This window comes from Anaerococcus jeddahensis (genome assembly GCF_001182725.1).
Taxonomy (GTDB): domain Bacteria; phylum Bacillota; class Clostridia; order Tissierellales; family Peptoniphilaceae; genus Anaerococcus; species Anaerococcus jeddahensis.
This window is the reverse complement of record NZ_CWHU01000005.1, coordinates 341870-363673: the sequence shown is the minus strand read 5'-3', so window position 1 is coordinate 363673 and position 21804 is coordinate 341870. Positions and strand designations below refer to the sequence as shown.

Here is a 21804-nt window from a genome sequence, read left to right as displayed (position 1 = left end):
TTCTTAATCATTTATCGTAAAATCATTTTTTCTTAGACTATCCTTAGTTATAGTAACTAAAGATGGTATTTGATTAATACCCAATTTTTTTACCAATTCCCCATTTTTATCAATATCTATAATGATTTTTTTTATGTTTTTATATGAGTCTTCTTCCTCTTTTAGAAATTCTTTTTTCATATTTTGAGAAAAATTTGACCAATTTGCATGAAATAGGGCTATTATTTTTTTATTGTCTAGTAAAATATTTTCCAAAAATTCTTTTGAAATTTTATAATCAACTATTTGCATAAATCTTCTTTTATTGAACTTATTATTTTTTCTATAGCTTCATCAGTTGACATTTTTAAATTTTCCATATCAGATCTTTTTGAAAATTCTACTAAATCATCCTTGGCATCTTTCCCAACCGTAATTCTGAAAGGAACTCCAACTAGGTCTCTGTCGTTAAACTTAACTCCAGCTCTTTCTTTTCTATCATCAAGCATTACTTCTATGCCTTGATCTAATAATTTATTATAAATTTTTTCAGCAATTTCTTTTTGTTCTTCATTGTTTTTATTTACAAGAGTAATCCAAGCTTCAAATGGTGCAACTTTTGTAGGCCAAATTATTCCATTATCATCATAGTGTTGCTCGATTATTGCTGAAATTGATCTTGTAATTCCAATTCCATATGAACCCATTATAAATGGTTTTTGTTTTCCATTTTCATCCAAGAAATAAGCTTCAAGACTTTCTGAATATTTTGTTCCCAATTGGAATATATTTCCAACTTCTATTCCACGAGCAATTTGAAGTTTTTCCTTTCCATCAAGTGAAAGGTCACCTTCTTTTGCTGTTAAAAGATCTTCAGCTACTTCCCCATCAAAATCTCTTTTATAATTTGCATTTATATAATGATGGTCAGTTTTGTTTGCACCAATTACTAGATTTTTATATCTAGTAATAGACTTATCTACAATTACTCTAACATCTTCTTTTAAATCTTTTGGTCCTGTAAATCCAGGTTCTGCTCCTGTGATTTTTCTGATTGTTTCATCATCCATCATTTCGATTTCGTGTTCTGGAACTTTTAAGTAAGAAATTAATTTTGCCATATTTAATTCCCTATCTCCAGGAACAATAACGAGTACTGGATTTCCTTGGACTGATAAGTCAACAGCTTTTGCACATTTATTTTGGTCTATTTTTAGAAAATTAGAAACTTCTTCTATTGTTTTTGCGTCTTTTGTTTCTACTAATTCTAAATCTTTTTCTTCTTCACTTTCATCAATTTCAAGGAAAAATTTTGCAGATTCATCAGTTGCTGCGTAATTTGAATTTTCTGTATAAAAAATTTCTCCTTCGCCTGTTTCTGCAAGAGCCATAAATTCATGGCTAGTTTTTCCACCCATAGCTCCTGAATCACCTTCAACAATCTTATAATCAAGGTCTAGTGCATCAAAAACTTCTACATAGGCATCCCACATTTTTTTGTAGGATTTTTCCAAGCCTTCCATATCTACATCAAATGAATATGCATCTTTCATTATAAAATCTCTTGACCTATTAATTCCAAATCTTGGTCTTTTTTCATCCCTAAATTTTGAAACTATTTGATATAAATTTAGTGGGAGTTGTTTGTAAGAATTTATTTCATCTTTGATTAAAGTTGTAAATTGTTCTTCAGCTGTTGGTCCAAGACAATATTCCCTGTCGTGTCTATCTTTTATTTTAAACATTTCAGGTCCAAAATTTTCCCATCTTCCAGATTTTTCCCAAATTTCTTTACTTTGTAAAACTGAAGTGGAAACTTCTATAGAATCATATTTTTCCATAGATTTTCTTACAATATTTTCTATTTTATTTATTACTCTCATGCCTAGTGGCAAGTAGGAATAAACTCCTGATGAAGTTTTTCTTATAAAAGCTCCCCTTACCAAAAGCTTGTGACTTTGTGTTTCTGCATCTTGAGGATCATCTCTTAATGTAGGCATATAATAGTTCGATAATCTCATTTATCCTCCAACTTTTTATAATTTTTTATCCTTAAAAATATTATCACAGTTAGTTTTTTTAATCAATTAATCTACGATTGTAACTGTTTGAACTTCTTCGCCACATTTTGCGCCAAAGTTTATTTCTGATAAAATATTTTTTTCAAGATTTGCAACTATACAAGGTGTAATTATTGAAGGAACTTTATCTTTTATTTTTTCAATATCTACTGATAAAACCTTATCGCCCTTATTTACCTTATCTCCAACTTTAACATGTGGAGTAAAGCCTTCGCCTTTTAATTCTACAGTTTCAAGTCCAAAATGAACCAAAACTTCTATTCCTTCATCCGTTTTTATTCCAATTGCATGGTAGCCGTCTGGTTGAAGAGTAACTTCTCCATCAACTGGAGAGTAAACTTCTCCATCTTCAGGCAAAACTGCAAAACCATCTCCAACCATTTTTTCTGCAAAAACCGGATCTGGAACTTCTTCTAATTTTACAACTTTCCCATTAACTGGACTTGCTATTGAAACTTTCTTTTCTACCTTGTTTTTCTTTTTAAAAAAATCAAACATTTTTACTCCTTTAAATTTTTCATTGATAAACCGATTCTTTCTCTTTTTTTATCAATTTCAATTACTCTTACTCTTATTATATCAGAATTTGTAACAATCTCATTAGGATCTTTTATAAATTTATCACTCATATTTGAAATATGAACAAGACCATCAATTCCAACTCCAATATCTACAAAGCAACCGAATTCTGTAATATTTCTTACAGTTCCTTCTAAGATATCTCCCTCATTAAGATCATCTATTGATAAGACTTCACTTTTTGTAATAACTTCTGGAAGCTCATCTCTAGGATCACGTCCTGGTTTTTTTAATTCTTCTATTATATCCTTTAAAGTTAATACCCCAACTTCGAGATCTTTAGCACATTTTTCTAAATTTATTTCATCTAAATTAAAATCTACAAGTTTTTTTGCAATTTTATAACTTTCTGGATGGACTGCAGTATTATCTAAAAAATTTGGTGAATCAGGAAATCTCAAAAATCCTGCTGCCATCTTGTAAGTTTTATCTCCAAGGCCCTTAACTTTTTTCAAATCGCATCTTTCAATTATTTGTCCATTTTTAAAATCTTCTTCAATTCTTTTTGCAAGATTTAAATTCAAACCTGAAACATAGGATAATAATTTATAAGATGCATTGTTTATATTTACACCAACTTCATTTACACTATCTTCAACAACTTTTGAAAGCTCTTCATCCAATTTTTTTTGATTTATATCGTGTTGGTATTGACCAACTCCCAAGTGTTTTGGATCAATTTTTACAAGCTCAGCCATAGGATCTTGGAGCCTTCTTGCCATAGAAACTGCTCCCCTAATTGTTACATCAAGGTCAGGAAATTCTTCTTCTCCAAGCTTTGATGCAGAATAAACTGAGGCTCCTGCTTCATTTACAATTGCATAAGAAACTCCATCAACTTCTTTTAATAATTTATTTACAACAATTTCAGTTTCCCTACTTGCAGTTGCATTTCCCAAGGCAATTATATCTACATCATATTTTTTTATTAATTTTTTTAATGTTTCAATTGCTTCTTTTTCTTTTGAATGAGGTTTTACGGGATAAATTACTGCTTGGTCTAAATATTTTCCATGCTTATCGATAACTGCAACCTTACAACCTGTTCTAAAACCCGGATCAAGACCGATTATATTTTTATCTTTTATTGGTCTTTGCAAAATATATGGTTTTAAATTTTTTGAAAATACCTTAATTGATTCTTCTTCCGCTTTTTCAGTTAAATTATTTTTGATTTCTGTGCTTATACCAGGAAGCAAAAGTCTTTTGTAAGAATCTTCAATGGTTTTTTTTATTAAATCTTCTGTGTAATCATTGTTTGATTTGTAAAGATTTTTAATTAAAGTTAGGTTATAAGCATCTGTAAATTCTAATTTTACAGTCAAATCACCATTTTTTTCTGCCCTATTTAAGGCTAAAATTTGAAAAGGCTTGAGATTTTTGATTTTCTCATTAAAATCATAATAATTTTCATAGATTAAATCTTCATCTTCCTTTTTTTCTGCCAAAATTCTTGCCCTAACAAGTCCATCTCTTCTGATTATATTTTTTGCTTCAATATTATTTGCCACATCTTCTGCCAAAATATCCAAGGACTTGTTTATAGCATCAGCTTCGTCATCAATTCCTTCTTTTATGTATTTTTTTGCAAGAGAAAGTGCTTCTTCTTCATTTTGAGCCTTCATCAAAATTTCATCCAAAAGATCCATTAGACCAAGCTCTTTTGCCTTGTCAGCTCTTGTTTTTCTTTTTTTCTTAAAAGGAGCGTATATATCTTCAAGCTCTGTCAAAGTTTTGGCTTGTTCAATTTTTTCTTTTAATTCATCGTCAAGTTTTTCTTGATTTTCTAAAGAAGAAATAATCTCTTCTTTTCTTTTTTCAAAATTTCTAAGCCTAGTCAAACCACTTTCAATATCTCTTATTTCAGTATCCTTAAGACCCTTGGTTTTTTCTTTTCTATATCTTGCAATAAAGGCAACAGTTGAGCCTTCATCAAGCAATTTGATAACTTCATCAATGCTATTTTGATTAATATTTAATTCATTGGAAAGAATTTTTGAAATTTCCATTATTACCTCACTAATTTCATCTTAAATTACAAAAATATAGGAGATTTCCTATATTTTAAAATTTAATATTTTCTTTAAATATAAATACACTATACTCTTTTTTAAAAAAATAAAAAAGCTCTTGCAAAATCCATAGAAATTTTGCAAAAGCTTTAATTAATTTTCTGTTATATAATTTATTTTATATTTTGGGAAATTCATAGAAATAGTTCTTCCTTGAAATTTATCCCCAAAATCTCTATCAAGTTCATACAGGTTTGATGGATCATAAAAAACCACCTTTGAATTTTTTGCTTTTTGCGGGATTAAATCCAGTTGGAATTTATATTTTGACCTATTTTTAGAATAATCCAAAAGTAAATCTATAAATCTTCCATAGTCATAATCATTATAATTTTCAAATTCCAAATCTACTTTATATTCACTATCTTGCCTAATTTCTGCTATACATTTATTAGACTTATAAGATTTTTTCACCCCATCTGACAAATTGGTCAAAGAAATCATAGTAATGAGTCTACTGCTTTTATCATTAATTAAATTTATCAAATCAGTTTGATCCATTGAATCTTTAAAATCTTCCAGATCAATAGGATTAAATGAATTTTTATTAAGCTCTTCTTTGATATCATCCAAATTAAGTTTTCTTGTTTGAGTTTTATCAAGATCTTCTTCGATTTCTTCATCTTCTTTTTTCAAAACTTTCCTATCGGAATTCTTACTTTCTTTGGAAGAGTTTTTCCTAAAAGGAATATTTAAATCGTCAAATCTCATCCTACCCTTGTTTTCTTTTAAAGTGTCAATTCTCTTGTAAGTATTATATAAAGTTGTAAAAACCATTAATAAAAAAGACAAACTTGTAAGTAAACTTAGGATATTTTTGTAAGTTCCTTCTTCAGGATTAAATAAATTTAAAATAAGCATCAACAAAAATGGAAGAGATCCTGTATAAGAAAAGAATTTTTTAATTGGATTATTTTCTGATTTTTCTTTTTTTACAGGAATTTTATCTTTAAAAAGCTCTCTTTTTCTTTTTTTCTTCAATATTTTTTTTATATTTTTATAGGCAAAAATAAAAAATCCCAAAGCATAAAGTATGTAAATTATTAACTTAATGCTAGGATAATTTGTGTATATATCAAAAGGCAAAACCCTTAAAATCATATCAAAAATAAAGGTCATAGCTAATAAAAATATACCAGCCTTTAATAAAATTTTTGATATTAAAAATAAAACAACAAGACCAATTAGGATTATTACAATTACAAGAGGAAAGTTTATTTTATTTAAAATATCATATATTCTATCATAATTTAAATTATTCATATTACCACCTTTGAAATAATTATACCAAATAAAAAAGAAATTTAAAATCAATACATATTGAATAAAAACTAAATTTTCGTATAATAATTTCATATGCTGGAATAGCTCAATCGGTAGAGCAATTGTATCGTAAACAAAAGGTTGCGGGTTCAAGTCCTGTTTCCAGCTCCAAAATAAAACCGTCAATAGATGGTTTCAAGCTGTTGACAAAGTATATAAACCCTCATGCTAAGAATATCATACGAAAAAAATTGATTTGATTTCAATTTTGAAAATTCGCCAAAAATCCCACTGTTCGAGCGTTTGCGATTTTAGAATTTCAAATTTAGAAATCAACAATTTTTGAAGTCAGATATTCGTGCTTGAGAGTTTGTCTACGTTCTAGTTTTTTTATTTATTAAAAAAGACCAGCAAGGCTGATCTTTTAATGAATTAATCTAATATAATATTTTTTATTTCGTTTCTTCTTTTATTTGCATTTTTTACAATAAATACACCATATAAAACTGCTATTATTGCACCTAATACATAGGCAATTTTTAAATCAAGACCAAAACCAATCTTTTTTGCACTTATTATAAAGGTAAATACAATAAATGTGTAAAAAATTCCTGGTATCAAGGTCATCAAATATTTCTTATTATTTATAATCAAGTATGTCGTTGCAACAGCAAGGGCAAATATAGCCACAAATTGATTTGTAAATCCAAAATATCTCCATAAAATATTAAATCCATTAGGATTAGACTTAGCAAAAACAAGAATAATTACTGCAGGTACAAATAAAACTGCTGCAACTATTGCTCTTTTAAAACCTGATCTTTGGTCAATATTTAATTCTTCTGAAACAATTAATCTCAATGACCTAAAGGCTGTATCACCACTTGTAATTGGAAGTGCTATTACACCCATTATTGCTAAATATCCACCAACTGAGCCCATGAAATTTCTAGAAATTTGTCCAACCATTAAGGTACCAGCTGTATCTAGAGCTGATTTTCCTGATGAAAATAAAACTAAGGCACCTGCTGCCCAAACCATAGCTATAAAACCTTCTGTAATCATTGTAGAATAAAAAGTTCCCATAGCTTCCTTTTCTTTAGCAACTGTTCTTGAGACAAGGGTTACTTGAGAGCCATGAAATCCTGAAAGAATACCACAAGCTACAGTTATAAAAAATGAAGGTATAAATTTTTGTCCATCTGGATGATCATAAAATAAGCCATAGCCTTCAAATTGTAAATGAGAAAGCCCTTTCATTAGAATCCCTGTAAATACTCCAAGTGATGAAATAAGCAAGAATGCTCCAAAGATTGGATAGATTCTTCCAATTAATTTATCAATTGGTAGGACTGTTGAGAGTATGTAGTAAATAAAAATTATCCCATATATTATCCAAATAACATTTGAATTAGGACTAAGCCCCATAATATCATGTGCAATCAAATCTCCTGGTGTATAAACAAAAACTGTTCCGGTTAGAAGCAATAAAATTGCTATAACAATATTATAAAATCGTTTGACATTTGTTCCTAAATATTTACCAACTAACTTTGGAACCTGACTTCCACCATTTCTCATAGAAATCATACCTGTTGCATAATCATGAACAGCTCCTGCAAAAACACATCCCAAAGGAATAGCTAAAAATGCAATCGGTCCAAATAAAATCCCTTGTATAGGACCTAAAATTGGTCCAGTACCGGCAATATTTAATAAATTTATCAACCAATTTTTCTTTTTACTCATAGTAACATAATCAACACCGTCTGCTTTTCTTACAGCTGGGGTTTCTCTATCATCTGGTTGAAATTGACTTTCAACAACTTTTGAATAAAGTATAGCTCCAAAAATAAGGATTGCAAGACCAATAAAAAATAATATCATATATCCTCCTTATTAAAAATTAATTCTCTTAAATTATAAATCAAACTAAAATAAAATTCAAAATCTTTCATATCTAAGAATTTATTTTAAAAAAACAAATAAAAAAAGCCAGCATAGCTGACTTAAGAAATTATTTGACCAATCAAATAATCATCAATTCTTTGGATAATTTTTATATCTTTAATTTCATTTATTTCAACATCATCTTTTGTGTGAACCCTTAAATAATTTGTAGAATATCCTGACTTATATCCGTCAAGCTCTGTTTTTGTTTCAAATAAAACTGATAAAGTTTTTCCAATTTGCTTATCCAAAAATTCATGAGAAATCTCTGTTTCAATAATTGATAATTCCTTAGACCTTCTTTTTTTGATATTTCCATCAACTTGATTTTTCATATCAGCGGCCTTGGTTCCATCTCTTTTAGAATATTTGAAAAGATGAGTTTTTGAAAATTTTATTTCTTTTACAAATTTTTTGGTTTCCTCATGATTTTTTTCGCTTTCATTTGGAAAACCTACGATTATATCAGTTGTAAGACCAGCATTTGGAAAATATTCCCTAATCAAATCTACCTTTTCTTTGAAAATTTTTGTATTATATTTTCTATTCATAAGTTTTAAAACATCATCCGAACCTGATTGAAGGGATAAATGAAAATGATCACAGGCTTTTTTTGTATCTTTCATTCTTTGTAAAAATTCCCTATCAATATGCCTTGGCTCCATTGATGAAAGTCTAATTCTTTCTATTCCATCAATTTTTGCTATGTGTTCAATCACATCAATTAGAGAAATATCCAAATCAAAATCTTTTCCATAGCTTGCAACATGGATTCCAGTAAGGACAATTTCCTTATATCCATTATCCCTAAGTCTTTTTGCCTCATCAATTATTGAAACCAAATCTCTTGACGCAATATTTCCTCTAGCATAAGGAATCAAACAATATGAACAGTACATATTACAACCGTCTTGAATTTTCATATAAGCACGGGTCATGTCAGCCTGATTTGAAATTTCCAAATCTTCAATTTCTTCTCCAATTGAAAATTCTTCTACATCTTCCATTTTTTCATTATTTTTAATGAAATTTTCGCAAAGCTCAACTACTTCTTCCTTGTTACGAGATCCCAAAATTATATCTACGCCGTCAATATTTTTTACTTCATCAGCTTTCACTTGTGAATAACAACCAATAACTGCTATTATTGCATCTTTATTTTCTTTTCTAGCCTTAGAAATTGTTTGTCTAGATTTTCTATCACTCATGTTTGTAACTGTGCAAGTATTTATAACGTAAATATCAGCATTTTTTTCTTTTTTTTCAAAACCTCTTTTTTTGAATAATTCTTCAATGGCTTCAGATTCATATTGGTTAACCTTACAGCCTAGGGTTTTTATATTAAATGTTTTATTCATCAATCAAACAAATCCTTCAATTTTTCAAAAAAGTTCTTATCTTCTTTTACCTCATCGCCAGAAATTTCAGCAAATTCTTTTAATTTTTCTTTTTGCTCTTTGGATAATTTTGTTGGAGTAATAACTTTTACATAAAAATAAAGGTCTCCTTGCCTTTTAAGCCTGTCAGATTTTATTCCTTCATTTTTAATCCTAAATTTAGTTCCAGTTTGAGTTCCTGCTGGGACGTGATATTCTTGAGTTGTTGTTAGGGTTGGCACATCTACATTTCCGCCTAAAGTTGCTGTTGCAAATGAAATTGGCATTTCATAATAAATATCAAGTCCATCTCTTTTGAAAATATCGTGCTCTTCAACTTTTAAGATTATATATAAATCTCCGTAAGATCCACCATTTTCACCAACATTTCCCTTACCAACTATTCTCATTACAGAATCATTTTCAACACCAGATGGTATGTCAATTTTTATTTTTTCATTTTTAATTTTTCTTCCACTACCATCACAATCTGGACATTTTTCTTCAATAATTTCTCCAGATCCATGGCAATTGTCACAAGTAGTTTGACGAGAAACTGTTCCAAATGGGGTTTGGCTAATATTATTTATAACTCCAGACCCATTACACTTAGGGCATGTTTTGATTTTACTTTCATCTTTCGCACCTTTTCCATGGCAAGCTTCACATTCAACTTCTCTTCTAACTTGGATTTCTTTAGAAATTCCAAAAGCTGATTCTTTGAAAGTTAATTTAACAACTTGTTGGATATCAGATCCTTTTCTTGGCCTTTTTCTATTATAGCTTCTTCCTTGAGAGAAAATATCTCCAAAAATATCTCCAAATATATCACCAAATCCACTAAAATCACCAGAAAATCCGCCAGCTCCACCGCCGTTTTCAAAGGCTGCAGCACCATAGGTATCGTATTGACGTTTTTTTTGAGGATCAGATAAAATTTCATAGGCTTGTGAAATTTCTTTAAATTTTTCTTGAGCCTTATCATCATCTGGATTTAAATCTGGATGGTATTTTTTTGCAAGTTTCCTATATTTTCTTTTTAATTCATCTTCGCTGACATTTTTGTCAACTTCGAGCAATTCATATGGGTCTTTCATTTATCCTCCAATATAAAAAAAATAAATTATTGCTAATTTATTCAGAATGTAGACAAATTCAGTTTAGTAATTCATTAATAATTAAAAAATAAAATCACGCTAAAACCCATCTCGACTAAGTGAGTGAAACGAACGCATGGAGAGATCTCATGAGATTTCTCGACTCACTACGTTCGCTCGAAATGGGTGGAAATTTAGTTTGTCAACAGTCTAAATAAATTATTTCTAATTTATTTGTAGTATCTTAATTTATAATTTTATCTTTTTATCTAAGCTCATCTATTATACCCCTTTGATAAAAAAATCAAATTGTATTTTAAAATTTAAAATAAAAATAAAGAATAAGAAGCACGGCTTCCTATTCTTTAATTTTTATTTATTTTTATTCTTCGTCATCATCTACAACTTCATAATCAGCATCTACTACATCATCGTCTGCTTTTCCAGCGTTTTGACCTTCTTGACTTGCTTGAGCATTTTTATACATTGCTTCACTCATTGAGTAGATTTCTTGTTGTAGAGCTTCTGTTTTTGCTTTGATATCTTCAGTATTGTCAGCTTTTATGCTTGCTTCAAGATCTTTGATTTTTTCTTCAATCTTATCTTTTTCGCCACCTTCAACTTTTGCTTCTTCAAGAGTTTTTCTTGCTTGATAAACTAATGATTCAGCATTGTTTTTAACTTCAATACTTTCTTTTTTCTTCTTATCATCTTCAGCAAATTTTTCAGCTTCTTTTACTTTTTTATCTATTTCTTCTTCAGTCAAGTTTGTTGATGAAGTAATAGTAATTTTTTGTTCTTTTCCACTTCCTTGGTCTTTTGCAGATACATTTACAATACCATTTGCATCTATATCAAATGTAACTTCGATTTGTGGAACTCCACGTCTTGCTGCAGGAATTCCTGTAAGTTGGAATCTACCAAGTGTAGTGTTGTCTGCTGCCATTTCTCTTTCACCTTGTACAACGTGAATATCTACATCAGTTTGTCCATCTGCAGCAGTTGTAAAGATTTGAGATTTTTTAGTTGGAATTGTTGTATTTCTTTCGATTAATTTTGTAGCAACTCCACCAAGAGTTTCAATTCCTAGTGAAAGTGGTGTAACGTCAAGGAGTAACAAATCTTTAACTTCTCCTGTCAAAACTCCACCTTGAATTGCAGCACCAAGTGCAACACATTCATCTGGGTTTATATCTCTTTGTGGTTCTTTTCCAATTATATTTTTAACTAAATCTTGAACTGCAGGAATTCTTGATGAGCCACCTACAAGTAATACTTTTTCTATATCGCTTGATGATAAAGAAGCATCTTTTAGGGCATCTTCAACTGGTTTTCTTGTTGCTTCAACTAAATCGTGAGTTAATTCATCAAATTTTGCTCTTGTAACTGTTAAGTCTAAGTGAACTGGTTGTCCATCAACTGCTGTAATAAATGGTAGATTTACATTTGTTGTTTTTGTTGATGATAATTCTTTTTTAGCTTTTTCTGCTGCATCTTTTAGTCTTTGCATAGCTGTAAGATCTTTTGTTAAATCTACGCCAGTTTCTTTTTTAAATTCAGCTGCTAAATAATCAACTAATCTATTATCAAAGTCGTCTCCACCTAGTTTATTGTTTCCTCTTGTAGATAATACTTCAAATACTCCATCTCCAACTTCTAGAATTGATACGTCAAATGTACCACCACCAAGGTCATAAACCATGATTTTTGATTGGTCAGTTTCTTTATCCATTCCGTATGCAAGAGCTGCTGCTGTTGGTTCGTTTATAATTCTTTTTACATTTAAGCCTGCAATTTTTCCAGCATCTTTTGTAGCTTGTCTTTGAGCATCTGTAAAGTAAGCAGGAACAGTAATTACTGCATCAGTAACTGTATCATTTAAATAACCTTCTGCATCTGATTTTAATTTTTGTAAAATCATAGCTGAAACTTCTTCTGGTGTGTATGAATTTCCATCAATTTCACTAGTTTTATAATCAGTTCCCATCTCTCTTTTAATTGATGAGATTGTTCTATCAGGATTTGTTATTGCTTGTCTTTTTGCTGTTTCTCCAACAAGTCTTTCTCCATCTTTTGTAAAAGCTACAACTGATGGTGTTGTTCTATTTCCTTCTGTATTTGGGATTATTGTTGAATCCCCACCTTCCATAACGGCAACAGCTGAGTTTGTTGTTCCTAAGTCAATTCCTATAATTTTTGCCATAATATTCTCCTCCTATTTTGCAACTTTAACCATGCTTGGTCTAATTACTCTATCATTTAGTTTGTATCCTTTTTGATAGGTTTCTATAATATAATTTGATTTGAAATCTTCGTTTTCTTCTGTTTGAAAAGCGTGGTGGAAGTTTGGATCAAATTCTACTCCATCAGATTTTATTTCTTCCAAGCCTTCTTTTTCCAAAACTTTCCAAAAAGAATCTCTTATCATTATGATTCCTTGAACAAAAGAATCATCTTGGTCTTGATCTTTAAGTGCCCTGTCAAAATTATCTAAAACTGGTAAAAGTTCTTCGATTAAGTTTGATGCAGCAAACTTTTTAAAATCAGACCTTGCTTTTTCTTCTCTTTTTTTGAAATTAGTAAAATCTGCTAATAGTCTTTGGTATTTTTCTTTGTACTCATTGTCATCGTCATTTGACAATTCTTCATCAACATTACCGTCTTCATCAACTATTTCAGCATCAATTTCTTCTAATTCTTCTTCTATATCTTCATTTAAATCTTTAGCTTCTTTTACATTTTCATCATGCTTTTTTTCATTGTCCACCTTAAACACCTACCTTATTATTTGCTAAGTAAATCTGATATTAGTTTGATGTCAGAAATAACTTCCTTATAATCAATTCTTGTAAGTCCTATTATTCCAATTTGGCCTACAATGTCTTTGTCATAATTAAAATGTGAAGTTATGATTGTATTATCTTTCAATTCATTTATCTCATTTTCATCACCAATAGTAATTTTCAATTCATTGTTAGAATTTTCAATCAATTCCCAAATTCTTTCCTTACTATCGAATATCTTAATAAACTCTCTAGCCTTAATTGGATCTTCAAATTCTTTGAAATTAAAGATATTGCCTAGTCCTTTTATAATAACTTCTTTGGTCAAATCACTTAAAGAATCATTGTTTATTTTTTTCTCCAAAATATCTAACAAATTCTCATACTTCTTAAAGCCAGAATTTTTGATTTTTTCAAAAATTTTCGAAAGATTTTTTAAACTTTCTCCTTCAATGTTTTGTTTTAAATTTTTTGACATTTCAAATAAATTCTCATCGTCAATTTCTTCACTTATATAAATTCTATCGCTTATTAAACTTCCGTTATCATAAACAACTATAAACAAAAGCATATTAGGATCAATTTTTAAAAGCTCCAAATTAATTACCTTAGTAATATTGTTTCTTATGGTATAAGAAACGGCTGTAAGATTTGTCATTTTTGACAGAAGCAGTGTTGCAGTCTCCACAATTTTTGATACATTGCCATATCTTTTATCAAGAATTTTTTCTAAATTTTCATCTTCCTTTTCATTTAATGAATTTTCTAGTAAATTATTTACATAAAGTCTGTAACCCTTATCGGATGGATATCTTCCTCCAGATGTGTGGGCTTTTTCCAAAAGTCCCATCTTTTCAAGAGTGCTCATCTCATTTCTAATTGTTGCAGACGAAATATCTAGAGAATATTCATTAAGCAATGAATTTGAACCAATAGGCTCTCCAAGATTAACGTATGAGTTTATAATGGAAAAGAGTATCATCTTCTTTCTCTCGTTCATTATTTTCACCTCATTTAGCACTCCAATTATCTGACTGCTAATTATAATATACTAGGTAATTTTCTTTTTGCAAGTTATATTATTTCAATATAAAATTCATTTGATAAATCAAAGCCCTTGTGGGTAAATTTTAAGCTTTGATCAATTTCAAAAAATCCATCTTTATAAAATTTTTCAATAATTTCACTATATTTTTCTAAGAGAGAATGGCCAAAAATATTTTCAAATTCTTTTAAATTAATTCCCTCAACTTCCCTTAGTTTAAAAATTATATATTCTTTTTCCCTTTCATCATTTGAAATAAATTCCCTAAATTCTACCGGAAATTTTCCTTCTTTTATTAATTTTTCATATTTTACAAAATTTTTAACGTTATTATATCTAATATTTGACAAAAATCCTGATGCTCCAAGTCCAAAGGCAAGGTATCCCCCTTCTGACCAATATTTCATATTGTGGTAGGATTCAAAGCCTTTTTTTGAAAAATTAGATATTTCATAACTATTTAGGCCAATATCTTCTAAATAATTTTCAATATAAGAAAAAATATCTCTTTCCAAATCATCATCCATAAGCTGAAGTTTATCTTTTTTATAAAGGCTATAAAAATGTGATCCTTTTTCAAGAATTAGAGAATAATAGGATAAATGTTCTGGATTTATTTTTTTTATTATTTCTAAATCCTTTTTTATAGATTTAAAATTTCCTCCTGGCAGATTTAAGATCATATCCAAAGAAAGATTATCAAAACCTGCCTTTCTAATATTTTCTATATCTTTTAGAACAATTTCCTTATTGTGATCTCTGCCAATTTTTTTTAAAACCTCATCATCAAAAGATTGAACGCCAAGAGAAATCCTATTTATACCTAAACTTCTATATGCTTTTAATTTATCCAAGGTCAAAGAATTTGGGTTTGCTTCAATTGTAAATTCTTTGACCTGACTTAGGTCAAATTTTTCAAGCAAACCTACAAGCTCTTTAATATATTTAAAATCAACATATGTTGGAGTTCCCCCACCAATATAAATCGAATCAATTTCTACATCCATATTTTCTTTGTATAATTTTATTTCTTTTTTTAAATTTTCAAAATAAGGCTTTATCCAAGATTCTAAATTTGGAAAGGCAGTAAAATCACAATAAAAACATTTTTTCTTACAAAAAGGAATATGAATATAGATTCCAATTTTTTCCATATTTTCTCCTTAAATTTTCAAAAATAAAAAAGCTATACTAACTTCACTTTTTTAATTTAGAAAACCTTCATGCAAAGAATATCATACGGAAAAAATTTACTTGATTTCAAATTAAAAACTTCGTTAAAAATCGCACTCTAAAATTTAAAGCAATGATAATTCCTTAAATAAATTAATTTCAATTATATTTTAAATCTTCGCTTTGTTTCGAGGGATAAATATTAAAATTGAACCACTGGCACAATTTTAAGCTATTTATCTGTCATCGCGTTAGCGAGTTTACGGTTTTTAGAAGTTTTTGATTTAGAAATCAAAAATTTTTGTAGTCAGATATTCGTGCTTGAAGGTTTTTCTAAGTTTGAAGCTAGGTAAAAGCTTTATTCATCATCATATTTCAATACAGCAAGGAAGGCATCTTGTGGGATTTGTACGCTTCCTAATTGTCTCATTCTCTTCTTTCCTTCTTTTTGTTTTTCTAGAAGTTTTTTCTTTCTTGATATATCTCCACCATAACATTTCGCAATTACATCTTTTCTCAAAGCTTTTACAGTTTCTCTTGCTATAACTTTTGAATCGATTGTAGCTTGAATTGGAATTGCGAATTGTTGTCTTGGAATTTGATCTTTTAATTTTTCAACAATTGATCTTCCCCTAGCATAGGCAAAATCTTTGTGAACAATTGTAGATAAAGCATCAACCCTATCTTCATTTATTTTTATATCAAGTTTTATTAAATTGCTTTCTTCATAATCTACAACTTCATAATCCAAAGAAGCATATCCTTTTGATCTTGATTTTAAAGAATCAAAAAAGTTATAAATTACTTCGTTTAAAGGAATTTTATATTTTATTATAACCCTATTTTCATCCATATAGGACATGTCAATTAAATCTCCCCTTCTTGATTGAGCAAGTTCCATTACAGGTCCTATATATTCTTTTGGTGTCATAATTTCAGAAATTGTTATTGGTTCTTTTACATAATCTATTTCTGATGGTGGTGGAAAATCATTAGGATTTTCTAATTTTTTCTCTTCGTGGCCTTTTGTTTTTACCCTATAAATTACTGAAGGAGCTGTAGCAATAATATCCAAATCATATTCTCTTTCAAGTCTTTCGGTAATAATATCCATATGCAAAAGTCCCAAAAATCCACATCTTAGTCCAACGCCCAAGGCTTGGGAGTTTTCTTGTTCAAAAATTAAAGATGCATCATTTACTTGAAGCTTTTCCAAAGAATCTTTTAATTTATTAAATGATTCGCCCTCAGCAGGATAAATTCCTGAATATACCATAGGCAAAACTTCCTTGTAACCTGATAAGGCTTTTTGTGTTGGATTATTTTTTAAGGTAATTGTATCACCAACTCTCGCATTTCTAATATCTTTAATGCTTGCTTCAATAAATCCTACATCACCACTTCTTAATTCTTTGGTTTCAATCCTATTTTTCATAGTATAACCAACGCCAGTTACTTCATAGGATTTTCCGCTTGCCATCATCAAAATTTCGTCTCCTGCTTTTACACTTCCTTCAAAAATTCTAACATAGCAAATTACTCCCCTATAGGAATCATAATATGAATCAAAAATCAAAGCCTTTAGAGGCTTATCGTCATGATCTTCCGGAGCTGGGACATTTTCTATAATATCTTCAAGAACATCTTCAATATTTAATCCAGTTTTGGCTGAAATTAATGGAATATTTTCTGTATCAAGTCCAATTTGATTTTCTATTTCCTCTTTTGTTTCTTCAACCCTTGCACTTGGAAGATCAATTTTATTTAAAACTGGCAAAATTTCCAAATCTTGTTCAAGAGCAAGGTAAGTATTTGCCAAAGTTTGAGCTTCTACACCTTGGGATGCATCAACAACCAAAATTGCTCCTTCGCAAGCTTTAAGTGATCTTGAAACTTCATAAGTAAAGTCGACGTGGCCTGGAGTGTCAATTAAATTTAAATCATAAATTTTTCCGTCTTTTGCCTTATATTTTAACTTTACAGACTTTAATTTTATGGTAATTCCTCTTTCTTGCTCAAGCTCCATGCTATCTAGCATTTGATCATTTATTTCTCTTTTTGCAACAGACTGAGTTTTTTCTATAAGCCTATCTGCAAGAGTAGATTTTCCGTGGTCAATGTGAGCAATAATCGAAAAATTTCTAATATTTTCTTTTTTCTTCATTATCTATTTTCCTTATCTACAAAACCTATATCATAAATTGGGAAAAATCTTAAAAAAGCGTGTCCAACTATTTTTTCTTCTGAAATCGGTCCAAAATTTCTAGAATCATTACTTGCGTTTGGAAGCCTATTATCTCCCATTACAAAATATTCCCCATCTTTAACTTCCCATGAAGAATTTTCATTTGTCGTTAGAGTTTCTTCGCTATTTATATAATTTTCCTCATAAACTTCACCGTTAACATATACGCTGCCATTTTTTACTTCAATATTATCTCCAGACATGCCTACAATTCTTTTTATATATAAAGTATCTTTTTGGTCAGGAGCTTCAATTATTACAATATCGCCCCTATTATATCCCTTAAAATGTTTTGAAACTTTGTCAACAAATAGCATATCGCCGCTATGTAAAGTATTTAACATAGAATTTCCTTCAACTTTTGTAGCATCCATTATAAAAATTTTTATGAAAAATGCAATGATTAATGCAAATAGTATAGTTTTTATCCAATCAAGAAATTCCAAATCTTTAGTTTTTTCTGTCATATCACACCTCTCTCATTCTATAATTATAAACGAATCTTACAAAAGTTCCAAATATTTTAAGATTTAATGATTATAAAGATTTGTAATAAATATAGTTTTATGGTAAAATAAATCAGTCGATATAAATTGGGGGTGAGAAAATGGCAAACATTAAATCAGCTATAAAAAGAATTGATGTAACAAGAAAACAAACTGCTAGAAATAAGTCAGCAAAATCAGAAATAAAAACATACGTTAAAAAATTTGAAGAAGCTATTGCAAATAATGATAGCGAAAAAGCTAATGAACTTTTCAAAACTGTTGATAAAAAAGTAAAACAAGCAGCAGCTAAAAACATCATTCACAAAAATCAAGCTAGTAGAACAACTTCAAGATTAGCTAAAAAATTAAATTCATTAAACGCTTAATTTTTAATCGGTTCATTCAAACTTGCGACTTAGAAAAGTCGCCAAGATTAGAATGAGTCGATTTTTTTTATTTAGAAAATTTTTCAATAAAGATAAGCATATGTAAATTCATGTCAAAATCTTCACTTTTTTGTTTCAAATCACAAGAATAAAGAAAATCTTGGAGGTCAAATAATTCTTCCAAAGAAAAATTCCCAATAAAACCCTTGTCTTTCCTAAGCTCAAAACTTGAAATACCTAGAGATTTTTGTATGAACGAATCATTGTAAGAATCTTTCAATAAAATTTTTATTCCAATTAAATTTCTAATATGCCTAACTAGCATATAAAAAATTTTAAATATTTCATCCATATCCCTTGCCATAAATAAATATGTATTCATAGCAGATTTGGTATCCCTTTTTGATAATGAATCTGTTAGATTAAAAATATTTAAATCCAAAACCTGGTCTAATTGGTCGTGAACATCAACAAGTAAAACCTCACTTTTATCAGAATTTGCAATAATTTTATCAACAGTGTTAATTACCTCATAAAGATCAATTTGAGAATTTTTATTTAAATATGAAAACCTATCAATTATTTCATTTATATAAGATTTTTTTATTTTTTTCCCACTTTTTACAAATCTTTTTCCAATAAAAGAAACTAATTCATTATTATTTAACCTATCAATTTCAACAATCTCACCATATTTTTTAATGGCCTTATAAAATTTTCCCTTAAATACACTTTCTTCAGGAATTATTATAAAAATTAAAAAATCTCCTATATTTTCCATATCTTTTATAATAAGATTACAAAGATCTTCATAATCTTTGATATTATTTTTTGAAAGGTCAATATTTCTCCAAATAAGAACTTTTTTTTCCTCCATTATAGGATAGGTATCCATGGCAGTTTTTATGTCCTCAAGGCTCTTTTTTCCCTTAATTTCAATATAATTAAAGTCGGGAAAGGATATCAAATCCTTGGCTTGGTCTATTATTGTTTCTTTTAAATATTCTTCTTTGGAATCAATCAGATAAATTCCCTTACTTTTTTTATTAAAAAGCTCAGTCATAAATTCCTTGTAATTCATCTGAAAAATCCTCCTTTCACATATTTTTTTATTTTGAATGAATTTTTGTAAAAATCAATTTGGCAAAATCCATCAGTCTGAGTGTTGTAAATCTTTATATTTTTCAAATTTTTTAAAACTTCTTTTGAAGGATGGCCATAAGTATTTTTCCTTCCTGCAGAAATTAGGGCAATTTTTGGACTTGTAAGCTCTACAAATTTTTTTGAAGTTGAATTTTTAGATCCATGGTGGGAAACTTTTAATATATCGATATCTCTTGCAATTTTTTCTTCCATTTCCTTTGGCAAATCCCCCATAGTTAAAATTTTAAATCCATTTATTTTAATTAAAAGAGGCATAGAATTTGAATTTTCATCACCTGAGAAATTTTCCAAACATTGGGCTGTAAAATTTTTACCCCTATAAAGATTTCCCTCTTTCATTTCCAAAAATTTATAATTTTTTCCTAAGTTTTTATTATACTTATTTGAAATTATTACTCCAAGGTCAAATTCCCTACTTAATTTATCCAAAGCTCCCATATGGTCGCGGTCTTCATGAGAAATAAAAACCGCCTTTATTTTTTTAACTCCCTTTGATTTTAAAAAAGGTAGAGCTATTTTTTCAGTTGATGAATAATTTTTGTAAGAAACCTCCCCACAATCAAATAAATAAAAATCTCCCCCATCTTCCAAAACAAAAAAATCTCCCTGACCAATATCAAGCATTTGAAACGAAGTCGGCTTATTACCATCCCTAATTATTGAAAAAGTCACAATAAAAATTGATAAGGTCAAGAAATTTTTCGCCCTTAACTTTTTGTTTTTAAATTTTACTATAAGAAATATAAGAATTAAATAATAAAAACTTATTAAAATTGACTCTTTTGGAAAATCAATTAAAAAAATTTTAAAAGCATTCAAAAATATTCCTACATCCAAAATTGACTTTATTAAAAAGTCCAAAACCATAAAAAATATGGACAAAAATCCTCCTAAAATTGGATATAAAAAAATAAGGCCAAAAATTATGTAAAGACTTAGAGTAAAAACTGGAACTATGATAAAATTTGCAAAAAAGCTTAGCAAATTTATATAGCCATAATAATAAATTATATGAAAGGCCAGAACTACTTGTAAAGTTCCAAGGAAAATCATATATTTTTTCAGATAAGAATACTTTTTTCCTCTAATAAGTTTTGGATAAATTACATAAATTGCAAATCCTGCCAAAAAAGATAAGAAAAATCCGCTATTAAAAATTGCAAAGGGATTTATAAATAAAATAATTAGCATAGCTAAAATCAAATTTTTCTCCATGTCTTTTCCTTTTTTAAATAAAAACGCCAAAAAAGAAAGGCTATAAATTATTAAAACCCTTAAAACCGAGAAGGGAAAAGATATTAAATACCCATAAAAAAGGCAAAGTCCAAGAGATATAGGATAGGCAATTTTATATGAAAAATTAGATTTAATTAACAAAAATAAAATAAAGCTCATAAGAAGATCTATGTGAAGACCAGAAATCGCCAAAATATGAGCAATACCCAATTTTGATAAATCCTCTTTTTTATCATATTTTTCCGAAAGAATTACAGACTTTACAAACAAGAAAGATTCTTTTGACAAATTTTTCCCAAAAACTTTATCAATATAGGCCCTAAAATTTCTTTTAATTTTTAAGAAAAAGGATGAAGATTGACCCAGTTTTTCATATGATTTTATATCAAGTTTAGTTTTAATTTTTCTAGAAAGTAAGTATTTTCTATAAGAAAATAAATAGGGATTTGTGTTAGAATTAGGCCAAGAAATATCACAATTTGCCCTTATCCTATCCCCAATTTGAAAATTTTTATCAGAAACAAAAGAGGACTTTTCACTTATATTTTCATTTTTAACCAAAACATAATATGTATAAGAATCTTGATTTTTTATTTTATCAACAACAAGTAAATTTAAATCCAAATTTTCATATTTATCTAATTTATAAGAAGAAAAAGAAAAAGAGGCCAAAAAAATACCTAAGGAGAAACCAAAAAATATAAAAGAAAGGGAAGATTTTTTATAAAAAGAAAAAATTCCACATACAAATAAGCCTATAATCACAAACAAAAAATTATAAGCCTCAAAATAAGTAAAAATTCCAATTCCTGAAATTAATGAAATAAGTAAAAAAAATAGATTTTTTCTCATAAGATACTCCCAATATGATTATAACATATGATATA

17 protein-coding genes and 1 tRNA gene are annotated in these 21804 nt (G+C 28.6%); 2 read left to right on the top strand and 16 right to left on the bottom strand.

Going from position 1 to position 21804, the window contains the following annotated elements; genetic code table 11:
- Positions 1 to 3 precede the first annotated feature (3 nt).
- The 5 genes from BN2087_RS04800 to BN2087_RS04780 form a co-directional block, all read right to left on the bottom strand.
- Entirely contained in the window at positions 4 to 291 is a 288-nt protein-coding gene (locus BN2087_RS04800; RefSeq protein ID WP_049690722.1) for a thioredoxin domain-containing protein, read from the bottom strand.
- Positions 282 to 2000 (bottom strand): proline--tRNA ligase, encoded by a 1719-nt coding sequence (locus tag BN2087_RS04795; protein WP_049690721.1) that lies wholly within the window; start codon positions 1998 to 2000, stop codon positions 282 to 284. Before BN2087_RS04795 ends, BN2087_RS04800 begins: the two co-directional genes overlap by 10 nt.
- 66 nt (positions 2001 to 2066) lie before the next feature.
- A complete protein-coding gene (locus BN2087_RS04790; RefSeq protein WP_049690720.1) occupies positions 2067 to 2558 on the bottom strand; it encodes a PTS sugar transporter subunit IIA in 492 nt (163 codons plus the stop codon).
- A 2-nt stretch (positions 2559 to 2560) separates the two neighbouring features.
- Positions 2561 to 4648, bottom strand: coding sequence for a Tex-like N-terminal domain-containing protein (locus BN2087_RS04785; RefSeq protein WP_049690719.1), 2088 nt, complete (start codon positions 4646 to 4648; stop codon positions 2561 to 2563).
- A gap of 156 nt (positions 4649 to 4804) precedes the next feature.
- Positions 4805 to 5974, bottom strand: coding sequence for a hypothetical protein (locus BN2087_RS04780; RefSeq protein ID WP_049690718.1), 1170 nt, complete (start codon positions 5972 to 5974; stop codon positions 4805 to 4807).
- 95 nt (positions 5975 to 6069) lie between these two features.
- On the opposite strand from BN2087_RS04780, the gene BN2087_RS04775 reads away from it, so the two are divergent.
- A tRNA-Thr gene (locus tag BN2087_RS04775) sits at positions 6070 to 6145 on the top strand.
- A gap of 261 nt (positions 6146 to 6406) precedes the next feature.
- Here the strand turns inward: BN2087_RS04775 and BN2087_RS04770 are convergent.
- The 9 genes from BN2087_RS04770 to lepB all read right to left on the bottom strand — a co-directional run bounded on the left by BN2087_RS04770 (position 6407) and on the right by lepB (position 18110).
- Positions 6407 to 7861 (bottom strand): carbon starvation CstA family protein, encoded by a 1455-nt coding sequence (locus BN2087_RS04770; RefSeq protein ID WP_049690717.1) that lies wholly within the window; start codon positions 7859 to 7861, stop codon positions 6407 to 6409.
- Between the two features lie 122 nt (positions 7862 to 7983).
- A complete protein-coding gene (mtaB, locus tag BN2087_RS04765; RefSeq protein ID WP_049690716.1) occupies positions 7984 to 9282 on the bottom strand; it encodes a tRNA (N(6)-L-threonylcarbamoyladenosine(37)-C(2))-methylthiotransferase MtaB in 1299 nt (432 codons plus the stop codon).
- The gene (gene dnaJ / locus BN2087_RS04760; RefSeq protein ID WP_049690715.1) at positions 9282 to 10397 is read right to left on the bottom strand and encodes a molecular chaperone DnaJ; all 1116 of its coding nucleotides are present in this window, start codon (positions 10395 to 10397) and stop codon (positions 9282 to 9284) included. Before dnaJ ends, mtaB begins: the two co-directional genes overlap by 1 nt.
- 382 nt (positions 10398 to 10779) lie before the next feature.
- Positions 10780 to 12600 carry a molecular chaperone DnaK gene (dnaK, locus tag BN2087_RS04755; RefSeq protein WP_049690714.1) on the bottom strand — a complete coding sequence of 607 codons (1821 nt, stop codon included), beginning with the start codon at positions 12598 to 12600 and terminating at the stop codon, positions 10780 to 10782.
- A 12-nt stretch (positions 12601 to 12612) separates the two neighbouring features.
- A complete protein-coding gene (grpE, locus tag BN2087_RS04750; protein WP_049690713.1) occupies positions 12613 to 13164 on the bottom strand; it encodes a nucleotide exchange factor GrpE in 552 nt (183 codons plus the stop codon).
- A gap of 17 nt (positions 13165 to 13181) precedes the next feature.
- On the bottom strand, positions 13182 to 14180 hold the full coding sequence (hrcA, locus tag BN2087_RS04745; protein WP_049690712.1) for a heat-inducible transcriptional repressor HrcA: 999 nt from the start codon (positions 14178 to 14180) through the stop codon (positions 13182 to 13184).
- 74 nt (positions 14181 to 14254) lie between these two features.
- Positions 14255 to 15379 carry a radical SAM family heme chaperone HemW gene (gene hemW, locus BN2087_RS04740; RefSeq protein WP_049690711.1) on the bottom strand — a complete coding sequence of 375 codons (1125 nt, stop codon included), beginning with the start codon at positions 15377 to 15379 and terminating at the stop codon, positions 14255 to 14257.
- Between the two features lie 377 nt (positions 15380 to 15756).
- On the bottom strand, positions 15757 to 17562 hold the full coding sequence (gene lepA, locus BN2087_RS04735) for a translation elongation factor 4 (protein ID WP_049690710.1): 1806 nt from the start codon (positions 17560 to 17562) through the stop codon (positions 15757 to 15759).
- Positions 17562 to 18110 (bottom strand): signal peptidase I, encoded by a 549-nt coding sequence (lepB, locus tag BN2087_RS04730; protein ID WP_049690709.1) that lies wholly within the window; start codon positions 18108 to 18110, stop codon positions 17562 to 17564. Before lepB ends, lepA begins: the two co-directional genes overlap by 1 nt.
- A gap of 140 nt (positions 18111 to 18250) precedes the next feature.
- Between lepB and rpsT the strand changes: the two genes are divergently transcribed.
- Positions 18251 to 18517, top strand: a complete 267-nt coding sequence (rpsT, locus tag BN2087_RS04725; RefSeq protein WP_004839050.1) for a 30S ribosomal protein S20 — start codon at positions 18251 to 18253, stop codon at positions 18515 to 18517.
- A gap of 67 nt (positions 18518 to 18584) precedes the next feature.
- Here the strand turns inward: rpsT and holA are convergent, their stop codons facing one another.
- Both holA and BN2087_RS04715 read right to left on the bottom strand, forming a co-directional pair.
- Positions 18585 to 19598 (bottom strand): DNA polymerase III subunit delta, encoded by a 1014-nt coding sequence (gene holA / locus BN2087_RS04720; protein WP_049690708.1) that lies wholly within the window; start codon positions 19596 to 19598, stop codon positions 18585 to 18587.
- Positions 19595 to 21769: a DNA internalization-related competence protein ComEC/Rec2 gene (locus BN2087_RS04715; RefSeq protein ID WP_049690707.1), complete on the bottom strand. Its 2175-nt coding sequence runs from the start codon at positions 21767 to 21769 to the stop codon at positions 19595 to 19597. Before BN2087_RS04715 ends, holA begins: the two co-directional genes overlap by 4 nt.
- Between the last annotated feature and the right edge of the window lie 35 nt (positions 21770 to 21804).

What these genes read in the sequence shown, in the direction of transcription:
- dnaK (WP_049690714.1), bottom strand. Translation starts at nt 12,600, where the DNA reads ATGGCAAAAATTATAGGAATTGACTTAGGAACAACAAACTCAGCTGTT.
- BN2087_RS04780 (WP_049690718.1), bottom strand. Translation starts at nt 5,974, where the DNA reads ATGAATAATTTAAATTATGATAGAATATATGATATTTTAAATAAAATA.
- dnaJ (WP_049690715.1), bottom strand. Translation starts at nt 10,397, where the DNA reads ATGAAAGACCCATATGAATTGCTCGAAGTTGACAAAAATGTCAGCGAA.
- BN2087_RS04785 (WP_049690719.1), bottom strand. Translation starts at nt 4,648, where the DNA reads ATGGAAATTTCAAAAATTCTTTCCAATGAATTAAATATTAATCAAAAT.
- BN2087_RS04770 (WP_049690717.1), bottom strand. Translation starts at nt 7,861, where the DNA reads ATGATATTATTTTTTATTGGTCTTGCAATCCTTATTTTTGGAGCTATA.
- lepB (WP_049690709.1), bottom strand. Translation starts at nt 18,110, where the DNA reads ATGACAGAAAAAACTAAAGATTTGGAATTTCTTGATTGGATAAAAACT.
- BN2087_RS04715 (WP_049690707.1), bottom strand. Translation starts at nt 21,769, where the DNA reads ATGAGAAAAAATCTATTTTTTTTACTTATTTCATTAATTTCAGGAATT.
- BN2087_RS04790 (WP_049690720.1), bottom strand. Translation starts at nt 2,558, where the DNA reads ATGTTTGATTTTTTTAAAAAGAAAAACAAGGTAGAAAAGAAAGTTTCA.
- BN2087_RS04800 (WP_049690722.1), bottom strand. Translation starts at nt 291, where the DNA reads ATGCAAATAGTTGATTATAAAATTTCAAAAGAATTTTTGGAAAATATT.
- mtaB (WP_049690716.1), bottom strand. Translation starts at nt 9,282, where the DNA reads ATGAATAAAACATTTAATATAAAAACCCTAGGCTGTAAGGTTAACCAA.
- hemW (WP_049690711.1), bottom strand. Translation starts at nt 15,379, where the DNA reads ATGGAAAAAATTGGAATCTATATTCATATTCCTTTTTGTAAGAAAAAA.
- BN2087_RS04795 (WP_049690721.1), bottom strand. Translation starts at nt 2,000, where the DNA reads ATGAGATTATCGAACTATTATATGCCTACATTAAGAGATGATCCTCAA.
- lepA (WP_049690710.1), bottom strand. Translation starts at nt 17,562, where the DNA reads ATGAAGAAAAAAGAAAATATTAGAAATTTTTCGATTATTGCTCACATT.
- hrcA (WP_049690712.1), bottom strand. Translation starts at nt 14,180, where the DNA reads ATGAACGAGAGAAAGAAGATGATACTCTTTTCCATTATAAACTCATAC.
- rpsT (WP_004839050.1), top strand. Translation starts at nt 18,251, where the DNA reads ATGGCAAACATTAAATCAGCTATAAAAAGAATTGATGTAACAAGAAAA.
- holA (WP_049690708.1), bottom strand. Translation starts at nt 19,598, where the DNA reads ATGAATTACAAGGAATTTATGACTGAGCTTTTTAATAAAAAAAGTAAG.